Source organism: Mesorhizobium sp. EU05-FHT14A09, from assembly GCF_058790995.1.
In genome coordinates this window covers 341,887-354,633 of the sequence record NZ_JBYTDF010000004.1, presented here as the reverse complement: position 1 = coordinate 354,633, position 12,747 = coordinate 341,887, and the positions used below count along the sequence as shown (strand labels likewise).

Genomic DNA, 12,747 nt, shown 5'->3' with positions numbered 1-12,747 from the left:
AACAGGAAAACCGTATGGGCAGCACATTGCTCGAACATTGCCGCGATGCAGGCAGATCTGATTGGTCCGAGTTTTTTCACGAGGACTTGCGATCGCGCTGGAGCAGACCGGAGCCCTTGGTCAAAGTCCGGTCTTGAAGGTACTGCCGCGCCGGCACTCCGGTGTGGCGAGCAGGCCGCCCACGCCCCGATCAGTCGTAGCAGATGAGCGCCAATTTGTTGCCGTCCGGATCGCGGATGTAGGCTCCATAGAAGCTGCCGCCATAACGTGGTCTTCTGCCCGGGGCGCCGTCGTCATGACCTCCATTGGCAATAGCGATTGCGTGGAGGCGGTCGATCTTCGTCGGGCTTTCGATCATGAACGCGGTCATGGCGCCGTTGCCAGGCGTGGCGGGGTCCGCGTTGAATGGATAGCCCACGGAGTATCGAGAAAAGAAGGGGTCGTCCTTCTTGCCCCACGATGCAGACGTCGTATCCAGGAAACATTGATCAAGGCCAAGCTCTTTGAAGACAGGCTGATAGAATCGCAATGCCTTTGCGAGATCATTCGTGCCGACGGTCGTGTAGCTGATCATGCCTGGCAACACCCACTCTCCCGATTTCCATCACGAGAGCCCTGTTGCTGGCAAGGGGCAGAACGACCGCACGGCCTTCGGCGCTTCGAAATTGATGAACGAGCGGAGCGGAATTTTCGAGGGGCCGATCCTGGCGCATCGGCCAGTATGAAGCCCACGACGACGTGCAGATCAGCGCACAGCGTCGTGATGAGGTTCAGCTCGCGCTTGCCGCGAAGCGTCTCCTCTGATTCCCTAGCGGCGGGGAAATCATCTGATTCGTATACTCGTTGCTCGGTTCTGCGGGGCGTAGCGGGTGTTTTCGTAAAGGGACCACAATGACCGCCAAGCCAGAAATCCTGGAGATGAGACCCAAGATCACCGTGGTGGGTGTTGGCGGTGCCGGCGGCAACGCCATCAACAACATGATCTCCGAGCGCCTGGAAGGCGTGGAGTTCCTGGCCGCCAACACCGACGCCCAGGCGCTGACGATGTCGAAGTCGCCGCGACTGATTCAACTGGGAGCGAACGTAACCGAAGGCCTGGGCGCTGGATCCATGCCCCAGGTCGGCAGCGCGGCCGCTGAAGAGTCCATCGACGAGATCATGGACCATCTTGCCGGAACGCATATGTGTTTCATCACCGCCGGCATGGGCGGCGGTACCGGTACGGGAGCAGCGCCGGTTATCGCGCATGCCGCGCGCGCTGCCGGCATCTTGACGGTGGCCGTCGTCACCAAGCCCTTCGTGTTTGAAGGCAAGCGCAGGATGCAGGCGGCCGAGGAGGGCATAGAACGCCTTCGCGAGAGCGCCGATACCGTGATCGTCATCCCGAACCAGAACCTCTTCAGAATTGCTGACGCCAAGACCACCTTCGCCGACGCGTTCATCATGGCGGATGGCGTGCTTCACGCCGGGGTACGCTGCATCACCGATCTCATCGTGAAAGAAGGCCTGATCAATCTCGACTTCGCCGATGTGAGGTCGGTGATGCGGAACATGGGCCGGGCGATGATGGGGACCGGCGAGGCTTCCGGCGACGGCCGCGCAAGATCGGCGGCGGAAGCTGCAATCGCCAATCCGCTTCTCGACGAGGCGTCCATGACAGGCGCCAGGGGGCTGCTCGTGTCCATCTGCGGCGGCTCCGACATGACGCTGTTCGAGGTCGACGAGGCGGCGACGCGGATACGCGAAGAGGTCGACGCCGATGCCGACATCATCGTCGGCGCCATCTTCGACCCGGCCTTGTCGGGGAAATTCCGGGTATCCGTCGTTGCGACGGGATTGCGTAACACTGTAGAGGCGCCCCAGCTTCAGCAGCGCATCGCTTGAGGCACATCGCGAGACTGATCGCTCTGCCGCTGACATCACAGCATCATCGCTTCGCCGGCCCTTCGGGTGCTGTCCTGGAAGTCCGGCAATTCCGGTAATGATCTTGCTGTCCCCAAACGATGAGGCGCGTGATATCAGCTCGAGTTGGTAGCCGTACCGGCGTCGACCACCCCAATCCTCCCAGAAAAAGTCGAGGTTTCGCGCGCTTTTTGCGCTGAATGAGAAGTCATTTCATCTCCGGCTGATTTAAGATCGCCCTGCAGGCAACGGGCGTCCGGCGGGGGAAAATTGACTTCAAGGAACAGAGACCGGCGGGGGGCAATGCTTCCGGCGGCGTCGGTCGTGGGAAGTGGCTTGGCGGTGATCCTGCTCTGCGGTGGCGCGCTGGCGCAGACCGCGTCGCAGGTAACTCCTCCGACATTTCAGCCGCCGTTGCAAAGAGGTGGTGGCGGTTTCGATCTTCCCGAGACCTCCGGGCCGACCGCGCCCTCCGGCGCGGAAAAATTGAACGTCAACCTTTCCCGGGTGGTGATCGAGGGCGGCCTTCCGGCGCTTGCGACCGATGAGGCACGGATATCGGGGCACCTATCCGGACGTACGGTGACCGCGGCGGATCTGTTTGCAGCCGCCGGCGAATTGGAGCGGGCTTATGCCGCAGCAGGGTACGGCCTGGTGCGCGTGATCCTGCCGGCGCAGCGCCTGAAAGATGGAGCCGTCCTGCGCATCGTCGTCATCGATGGCTTCCTGGAGCGGATCGACACATCCAGCCTGTCGCCGACCATTCGAGACCGCGTGGCGCGAGTGCTGGCGCCACTCGCTGGACAGAAAGGCCTCACCAATACCGTTATAGAGCGGCAACTCCTGCTCGCGGGAGATACACCCGGTACGGCACTGCGTTCGACTTTGTCGAAAGGCAGCAAGGCCGGCGCCAGTGTGTTGACGATCGAGGCGCGCTATCGCCCATTCAGCGGTTCACTCACGCTCGACAACACCCTGTCGCGGCAGCTTGGCCGCTACAATGCCGGTCTCGGCGTGGAGTTCAATTCCCTGCTGGGCCTCGGCGAAATCTTCTATCTGCGCGCTTCCGGCGCTCCGCGTTTCGATCGCGAACACGGCTTCTCGTCGGACAGGCCGCGCAACCGTTCTCTCGCCGGCGGTGTCACTTTCCCTCTCGGCATCGACGGGCTCACCCTCAACCTTGAAGCGACCGCCTCGCGCACGCTCCCGGAGGCCGGGATCGGTGGGCTGGCCCTGATGTCCGATTTCAAGCGCTACTCGGCACGGCTTGCCTATCCGCTGATCCGCTCTCGCGACCTGACGCTCAACCTGACTGGTGCTTTCGATGCGCAGAACGAAGATCTCAGCATCGCCAATCTGGGTGGCTTTCCCATATCGAAGGATCGCTTGCGCATCCTGCGGGCCGGCACCGATTTCTCCTGGTATGTCGCGGGCGATGCCCTTCTGAGCGCCGGTGTCACGGCGTCCTTCGGCATCGACGGGCTGGGTGCCCGCGATGCCGCCGAAGCCAAAGCCAGCAATACGCCGCTGTCGCGCCAGGGAGCGGACGCCGAATTCCAGAAGGTCGAGGTGAGTGCCGGCTATCGTCAGCCGGTCGCCGAACATCTGACCCTGGATTTCCGAGCCAAGGCTCAGACCTCCTTTGGCCAGCCGCTGCTCAATTCAGAGCAGATCGGGCTTGCTTCCCTCGGCGGGCTTTCGTCATTTCCTTCCGGCACCATGCAAGGCGACGATGGTTTCGTGCTGCGCGCTGAAGCGCAGTTCCCCTTCGTGACAAGCCTGCCGAGTGTTGCCAACACGGCCGTGATCATCTCGCCTTACTTGTTTGGCGCTTATGGCGGCGTGCGGTTGCACCAGCCCACCGTGCTTGAGGTGGCGTCGGCGCAGGGCGCTGCCTACGGCCTGGGGCTGCGGTTCGGAGCGGCGCTGCCGTCCAGCGCATCCGCCATGAACCTCAATCTCGAGTATGGCCGCACCGAGCGTTTCGGTGATGGTGACAACAAGAACCGCTTCACGCTCTCGGCAGCGTTTCAATTCTAAGGTTTTCGCCATGGCTGGTTCCAAGGAATTCCGCTTCGATTCGCGCAAAGCGCGACTTGTCACGCTGCTGACGACGACCGCTCTTTTCGGCATCAATCCGGTTCTCGCCCAGTCCTTGCCCACAGGCGGCCAGGTGGCGGCTGGCAGCGTGACGATCGGAGCGCCTACAAATGGTGCGTTGACGGTCAACCAGAACAGCGGCAATGCCGTCGTCAACTGGCAGAGTTTCGGCATCGGCCAGGGCAACAGTGTCACTTTCGTCCAACCGGACGCCAATTCGGCCATCCTCAACCGTGTCACCGGTTCGACGACCTCGACGATCGCGGGGCAGCTCTCCGCCAACGGTCAGGTTTACCTGATCAATCCGAACGGCATTGCCATCACTGCGACCGGAACGGTGAACACCGGCGCCTTCGTCGCGTCGACGCTCGGCATCTCTGACGATGATTTCATGGCCGGCAAGCGGACTTTCGCCGGCAACGGAGCCTCTGCCGCGGTAACGAATGCAGGATCGATCACCATCGAGCGCGGCGGTTACATGGCGCTGATCGGCGGCTCGGTCGAAAATTCCGGGACGATCACCGTGCCGATGGGCAAGGCCGCCTTGGGTTCGGGCGAACAGGCGACACTGGACCTGTCGGGCGACGGCTTCCTGCAGGTGGCGATCCCGACCAAGGCCGAAGGCAAGCAGGCGCTGGTGTCCAATCGGGGCAAGATATCGGCGAATGGTGGCACGGTGCAATTGAAGGCCGCCGCGGCGCGCGAGATGGCCCGTCAGGCCGTCAACATGTCCGGCACCATCGAGGCGAGGGGGGTGGCTGGAAGGAGCGGCGACATCGTTCTTTTTGGCGGCGATGGCGAGGTCGCTGTTTCCGGCAAGGTCGATGCCGGCAACGCCGCCGGCAAGGGTGGCAAGATCGTGGTGACCGGCCGCGCGGTAAAACTCGCCGGCGCCAAGCTCGATGCCTCCGGCAGGACCGGGGGCGGCACCATCAAGATCGGTGGCGACCGCCAGGGCAAAGGGCAGACGAAACACGCCGAGACGCTGACAGTGGATGCGGCAACGACCATCAGGGCCGATGCGGCGGAGAGCGGCAATGGTGGCGACATCGTGCTGTGGTCGGACACTCAGACGAGCTTCTCGGGCAGCATCTCGGCCCGGGGCGGGGCGGTGTCGGGCAATGGTGGCGAGGCGGAAGTCTCGAGCCATGGGCTGCTGAACTACGGTGGCGTCACCGATCTGTCCGCGCCCAAAGGCACGTTCGGCACGCTGCTGCTCGATCCCTACAATATCGTCATCTCGAACGCAGCCAACACAGGCCAGGGTGCGACCACCTCGGGCGGTACGACCACCTTCGTGCCAACCGGGACCAGCGTTATCAATGTCGCGACATTGCAGGCGGCACTCAATTCGGCCAACGTCACCGTCACCACCGGCGGTTTCGGCAGCGCCGGAACGGAAGCCGGCGACATCACCGTGGCCAGCGCCATCAACTGGTCCAGCACCAACAGCCTGACGCTGAGCGCCTATCGTAACATCAATGTCAATGCCGCCATCGCCAACACCGGCGGCGCCAACGTCAATTTGCGCGCCGACAACAGTGGCATGGGCAGCGGCACGGTGTCGTTCGGCGGCGGCATCCAAGTGTCGACAGCGGGCACGGTCAGCGTCTACTACAACCCGGCCAGCAATCTGCCGGGATCACCATCCGTCAACGCTACCAGCTACACCACGGCTACCGATTACAGCAGCAACATCATCGGCGGCGGGTCGCTCACCGGCTACATGCTGGTGAACAATGTCTACGACCTGCAGAACGTCCGCAACAACCTGTCCGGCAGCTACGCGCTGGGGCGCGATATCGATGCCAGTGTGACATCCGCCTGGAACAGTGGCGCCGGCTTCCTGCCGATCGGCAATCTCACCCTCAACACCAGCAACTACACGATCTCGGGCACCTATTTCAGCGGTATCTTCGACGGACAGAACCAGGCGGTTTCGAACCTGACGATCAACCGGCCGTCGACCAGCCTGATTGGTTTGTTCTCCGGCAATTCCGGCCAGATCAGGAATTTCGGCGTCATCGGTGGGGCAATAACCGGCTACGTCTATGTCGGTGGTCTCGTCGGCCAGAATTACGGCACCATCACCAATTCTTTCTCAGGCGCCGCCGTCTCAGGCTGGCGGTATTCGGGCGGCCTCGTCGGCGATCACGAAGGCGGAGCAGTCCGCTATTCCTACGCCACCGGGAATGTCAGCAACACCTATCGTGGCCAAGGCTTCGGAGGGGACAGTTCGGGCGGCCTCGTCGGGTACAACCGCGCGCCTATCGTCGGTTCATATGCGACCGGCAACGTCTACGGCGAAGGCGGCGCGACGGGTGGTCTGGTCGGGATGAACAATGCGGCGATCTCCCAGAGCTATGCGACGGGAAATGTGGCGGGCTATGTCTCGGGTGGTCTTGCCGGCGCCAATGCGGGCCCCATCACGCAGTCCTATGCGACCGGTGCCGTCAGCGCCACATACAATCCGCAAAGCGGCGGGCTGGTTGGCTACGACGTTACGAATGGCGCCAGCGTCACCGATTCCTATTGGGACACGCAGACCACGGGCAAGAGCAACGGCATCGGCGCCGCTGCGGGAACATTCCAAGCCGTCGGCCTGACGACGGCCCAGTTTGCCAACAAAGCCAATATGCCTGGCCTGACCTTCGGCACCACGCCCGGCGGAGCCGGATTTGTCATCATTGACGCCGATGGTTCTTTCAACAACGCCAGTGGGAACGGTGCGACGCGGCCGTTCTTGCTGAGTGAGTATTCGACGAATATTGCCAATGCACATCAGTTGCAGCTCGCGGCTCTCGCTCCCTCCGCGAACTATACGCTGATGCGAAACATTGATATTGCCGCTGCGCTGGGCAGGACGTCAGGCAATTGGTTTACTTCCAATGTGTTTGGCGACGGCTATGGTTTCGTTCCGATCGGCAGTGCGGCCAATTTCCAGGGTCTGTTTGACGGCGGCGGCCACACCATTTCCAACCTGTCGATCGTCCGAGGCGATGCCACGGGCCTGTTCGGCTATATCGGGTCGGGTGGGACGATAAGGAACCTCGGCGTCCTGAATGCGGCGATATCGGGCAACAACAATGTTGGCGTAATCGCCGGCCGGAACGCTGGCCTGATTACCGATGTCTATTCGAGCGGCACCGTGGCGGGGGCGCAAAATGCAGGCGGCCTGGTTGGCATCAATGTCAGCACCATCTCGCGAAGCTACTCGACGGCGTCGGTGGCAGCGACCGGCGCCAATGCGGGTGGTCTCGTCGGCGGGCAGTTTGGAACAGTCAGCCAGTCTTATGCCGGCGGGACGGTCAGCGGCCTGAGCAATGTCGGTGGCCTTGTCGGCATCAGCCAATCAGGGGCAGTCATCAGCGACGCCTATGCGACCGGTGCAGTGACGGGCATTTCGAACAGCTCCGCGATCGGCGGCCTTGTCGGTTACAACCACGGCTCAATTATCCGAACCTACGCAACGGGCGCCGTCGCCGGCACCACCGATGTGGGCGGGTTGGTCGGGTACAACAGTGTCATCGGGTCTGTCACCAACTCCTTCTGGGATACGATGACGACCGGCAGGACCCAGGGCTATGGCAGCAACTTCTTCACGTTCAGCGCTGCCGGGCTGACCACCGCGCAATTGCAGGATCTCTCAAGTTACGGGACCACCTTTGGCGGATGGGATTTCCAGGGTGTCTGGGCACCACCGAACCAGGTCGGCCAGAACAACGGCTCTGCCGTTGCGCACTATCCTGAACTCTACGCCTTCCTGACGGTGCTGACCATCTCGCCAAACGCCGTCACGCGTTACTATGGCGATGTAAACCCGTCATTGACGGCAACTTACTACGGCAACCTGCGGCCCGGCGACAGCTTCGCGACCTTGGCCAACCTGTTCACCTCGGTGGGTCAGTTCTCCAACGTCGGCGACTATACCATCACAGCTTCCGGCGCGACGGTGACCAGCGCCTCGGGGAACACCTATCGGCTGGTCTATATTCCCGGCGTGTTGACCGTTGCCGCGCGCCCGCTCACCGTTACTGCCGACGCGAAAACACGCGTCTATGGCGATGTCGTCAATCCGACGCTGACCTATCAGGTCACCGGCGGGAGCCTGCTGAATGGTGATGTGCTGACCGGAGGGCTGTCGACACTTGCCAGTTCCACCACCGGTGTCGGAAACTACGCGATCAACCAGGGAACGCTGGGCAATTCGAACTACGCCATCACCTATGTGACCGCGAACGAGACCATCACGGCGCGCAAGATCACGATCACGGCCGATGCAAAGTCGCGCTACTACGGCGATGCCAATCCGACCTTCACCTATGCGGTAGGCGGTTCCGGCATCGTCAACGGTGACGTCCTTCTCGGATCACTTGCCACTTCGGCCACCCAGGCATCCGGCATCGGCAGTTACGGCATTTCGTTGGGAGGTCTCGGCCATTCCAACTACGAGATCACGGCTTATACCCCGGCCAACCTCCTCATCAACGCACGGCCGATCACGGTGGCGGCGAATGCGGCATCGCGTATCTACGGCGCCGCAAATCCGTCGCTGACCTACACTGTCGGTGGCCTTGGTCTCGCCAACGGCGACATCCTGGGCGGAGCTCTGGCGACTTCTGCCGTTCAGGCGTCGGGCGTCGGTAACTACGGCATCTCCCAGGGAAATCTCGGGGACCCCAACTACCAAATCACGAGCTTCACTGGAGCCGATCTCAGCATCACGGCACGACCGATCACGGTCACTGCCGACGCCCGGACCAAGATCTATGGCAGTGCGGATCCCTCGCTCGGCTACACGGTCGGTGGCAATGGCCTCGTCAACAGCGACGTCCTGACGGGAGCACTGACCCGTATCGTCGGCGAAAACGTCGTCGCTGGCGGCTATGCCATCGGCCAGGGCTCCATCACCAACGTCAACAATCCAAACTACGCCATCAGCTATAGCGGCAACACGCTGACGATCTCGCCCGCGCCGCTGACGATCACCCCGAATGGCGGCCAGTCCAAGATCTACGGTCATCTGGACCCGACCTTCGGCTTCGTGGCCAGCGGGCAGGTGGTAAATCCTTTGCTTGGTATCGACGACAGCCTTCTCAGCTTCACCGGTGCATTGGGACGCATCGCGGGTGAAACGGTGGCCGGCGGGTCCTATGGCTACACCTTGAACACGCTTTCCGCCGGCGCGAACTATGCCCTGGTTGTGGCCGCCAACCCGGCCAGTTTCGCAATTACGCCGGCAACGCTGACGATCACGCCCAACGGCGGCCAATCGAAGATCTACGGTCAGACGGACCCTATCTTCGGTTATACCGCAAACGGCCAAGTGGTGAATCCGACGCTTGGTCTCGACGACAGTGGTCTTGGCTATGCAGGAAAGCTGGGGCGCGTGGCTGGCGAAACGGTGGCTGGCGGACCTTACGGCTATACGCTCAATACACTTTCCGCTGGATCGAACTACACGCTGGCGATGACGGCAAACCCGGCCCGCTTCGCGATCAATCCGGCGACACTCATCATCACGCCTGACAGCGGCCAGTCCAAAGTCTACGGCAACGCGGATCCGATCTATCGCTATGCCGCAGGCGGCCAGGTGGTGAACGCAATGCTCGGCATCGATGACAGCGGTCTCAGCCTGACCGGTGCGTTGACGCGCACCGCAGGTGAGACGGTGACCGGCGGTCCTTACGGCTATACGCTCGGCATGTTGTCCGCCGGATCGAACTATACGCTGGCGCTGGCAGCGAACCCGGCAAGCTTCGCAATCACGCCACGCGCCATCACCGTGACGGCAAACGCGCGGAACAAGGTTTATGGAAACGCCGACCCGGCGCTGACCTATGCTGTCCTTGGCATGGGACTTGTGGCCGGCGACACCCTGACGGGCACCCTCGACCGGACCGCAGGCGAGAACGTGATTGCAGGCGGCTATGCCATCGGCCAGGGCAGCATCACCAGCACGAACAATCCGAACTACGCCATCAGCTATGCCGGCAGCACCCTGACCATCACGCCGGCAACTCTGACCATCACCCCAGATGGCGGCCAGTCCAAGATTTATGGCGGCGCGGATCCGACGTTCGGCTACAGCACCAGCGGAAAGATCCTGAACCTGTTGCTCGGCATCAATGACGGCAGCCTGGTCCTGAGCGGCGCGCTCGGACGCGCGACCGGCGAGACCGTGGCTGGCGGACCTTACGCCTATACCCTCAATACGCTGTCGGCCGGTGCAAACTACACGCTGGCGATGGCTGCAAACCCAGCCAGTTTCGTGATCACGCCGGCGACGCTGACTTACACCGCCACTGCGGCGACGCGTGCCTATGGCAATGCCAATCCGTTTCTGGAAGGCTCCGTGACCGGCTTCGTCGGCAGCGATACGCTGGCATCGGCGCTCAGCGGCACCCTGATGTTCTCGACCGGTGCCAGCAGCGCAACCGGGGTTGGTGCCTACGGGATCAACGGTTCCGGCCTGACAGCCAACAATGGCAATTACGCTTTTGTCCAGGCGGCCGGCAACGCTACCGCGCTGTCGATCACGCAACGCGCCATAACGGTAACGGCGAATGCGCAGAACAAGATCTATGGCAGTGCCGACCCGACACTCGGCTACGTGGTCGGCGGCGATGGCCTGGTCAACGGCGACACCCTGGCGGGCACGCTCGACCGGACCACAGGCGAGAACGTGATTGCAGGCGGCTATGGCATCGGCCAAGGCAGCATCACCAGCACGAACAATCCGAACTACGCCATCAGCTATGCCGGCAGCACCCTGACAATCACGCCGGCAACCCTGACCATTACCCCACATGCCGGCCAGTCCAAGATCTATGGTGGCGCGGATCCGGCGCTGTTCAACTACAATGCCAGCGGACAGGTAGTGAATGCCGCGCTCGGCATCGACGACAACGGCTTGGTCTTGAGCGGTGCGCTCGGACGAGCGCTCGGCGAGACCGTGGCCGGCGGACCCTATGCATACACCCTCAACACGCTGTCGGCCGGTGCAAACTACACCCTGGCGATGGCTGCGAACCCGGCCAGTTTCGTGATCACGCCAGCGACGCTGACCTATGCCGCCAATGCGGCGACACGCGCCTATGGCAACGCCAATCCGCTTCTTGGCGGTTCGGTAACAGGCTTTGTCGGCAGCGATACGCCGACATCGGCGCTCAGCGGTACCCTGACATTCTCAAGCAGCGCCGGCGGCACGTCCGGTATCGGCACCTATGGCGTCATTGGTTCCGGCTTGACCGCCAACAACGGCAACTATGCCTTCGTCCAGGCTGCGGGCAACGCCACCGCGCTGTCGATCACGCCACGGGCCATTACCGTGACGGCCAATGCGCAGAGCAAGATCTATGGCAGTGCCGACCCGGCACTCGGCTACGTTGTCGGTGGTGATGGCCTGGTCAATGGGGATGCTCTGTCAGGCGCGCTCGACCGCACCGCGGGCGAGCATGTGATTGCCGGCGGGTATGCCATCGGCCAGGGCAGCATCACCAGCACCAACAATCCGAACTACGCCATCAGCTATGGCGGCAACACGCTGACCATCACGCCGGCAACGCTCACCTACGCGGCCAGTGCTGCATCCCGGCAATACGGCGATGCCAACCCGGTTTTCTCCGGTATCGTGACCGGCTTCGTCAACGGCGATACGCTGACATCGGCGCTCAGTGGCACCCTGGCGTTCTCAACCAGCGCGAACGGTACGTCAGCCGTTGGCGGCTATGGCATCGTCGGCTCGGGATTGACCGTCAACAACGGCAACTATGTGTTCGTCCAGGCGAGCGGCAATGCGTCCGCACTGTCGATCACCCCACGGGCTATCATGGTGACGGCGAATGCACAGAGCCGCACCTATGGTGATGCCAACCCGGTGTTGAGCTATGCCGTTGGCGGCGCAGGTCTTGTCAATGGCGATACATTGTCCGGCAGTCTCGCCTCGGCAGCCGGCGCTACAAGCAATGTCGGCAACTATGCCATTACCCAGGGCTCGCTTGCGGCTTCGTCGAACTATGCCATCACCTATGCCGGCGCCAACCTTGCCGTCAGCCAGCGCGTCATTGCCGTAAGAGCCGATACGCAGACCAAGACTTACGGCGATGCCAACCCGACGCTTACCTACAGCGTCACCGGCCTCGTCAACAACGACACGCTCTTCGGATCGCTGGCGACGATGGCGACGCAATACGCCGATGCCGGCACTTACGGCATTGCTGTGGGGTCGCTGGCTAACGCCAACTATACCATCAGCTACACCGGTGCGAATCTAACCGTTACCCAACGCGCCATAATCGTTGTGGCGGATTCGCTTCGCCGCCGCTACGGACTCTCCAATCCTGCACTCACCTACAGGGTAGGAGGTGCCGGACTGGTCAATGGCGATACGCTGTCCGGCAGCCTAGCCACGACGGCGACGAGTCTCAGCGAGCCAGGAGCCTACGCAGTAACGCAGGGCACGCTGCAGGCCTCCGCCAACTACAGCGCGACTTTTGTTCCTGGAATCCTGTCGGTGGAGCCAGCTGCGAGTTTTGAACCCGGTACGACGGCAAGCTCAGTGGTGGCGGCCTTTGACACGGGTCGCTTCATACCGCTCCGCTCGATCCGGACAGGCAATGCCGAAACTGCCGATGGCAGCCGCGTTATGACGGAAGATCCGCGTTTCGACGGAACGGTCATTTGCTTCGATAGCAATCGCTGTATCTTGTTGCCGGCGAGGACGAGACACTAAAGTCTGATCGG

At 62.2% G+C, this 12,747-nt stretch carries 4 protein-coding genes; 3 read left to right on the top strand and 1 reads right to left on the bottom strand.

Features of this window, described 5'->3' with window-relative positions:
- Nucleotides 1-190: 190 nt before the first annotated feature.
- Nucleotides 191-574, bottom strand: coding sequence for a VOC family protein (locus AC3WTO_RS16735; protein WP_492461869.1), 384 nt, complete (start codon nucleotides 572-574; stop codon nucleotides 191-193).
- Nucleotides 575-891: 317 nt separating this feature from the next.
- Here AC3WTO_RS16735 and ftsZ point away from each other — a divergent pair, with 317 nt between their 5' ends.
- The 3 genes from ftsZ to AC3WTO_RS16720 all read left to right on the top strand — a co-directional run bounded on the left by ftsZ (nucleotide 892) and on the right by AC3WTO_RS16720 (nucleotide 12,736).
- Nucleotides 892-1,884, top strand: a complete 993-nt coding sequence (gene ftsZ / locus AC3WTO_RS16730; RefSeq protein WP_492461868.1) for a cell division protein FtsZ — start codon at nucleotides 892-894, stop codon at nucleotides 1,882-1,884.
- 360 nt (nucleotides 1,885-2,244) lie between these two features.
- Nucleotides 2,245-3,942 (top strand): ShlB/FhaC/HecB family hemolysin secretion/activation protein, encoded by a 1,698-nt coding sequence (locus tag AC3WTO_RS16725; protein WP_492462119.1) that lies wholly within the window; start codon nucleotides 2,245-2,247, stop codon nucleotides 3,940-3,942.
- A gap of 10 nt (nucleotides 3,943-3,952) precedes the next feature.
- On the top strand, nucleotides 3,953-12,736 hold the full coding sequence (locus tag AC3WTO_RS16720) for a beta strand repeat-containing protein (RefSeq protein WP_492461867.1): 8,784 nt from the start codon (nucleotides 3,953-3,955) through the stop codon (nucleotides 12,734-12,736).
- Nucleotides 12,737-12,747: the final 11 nt, after the last annotated feature.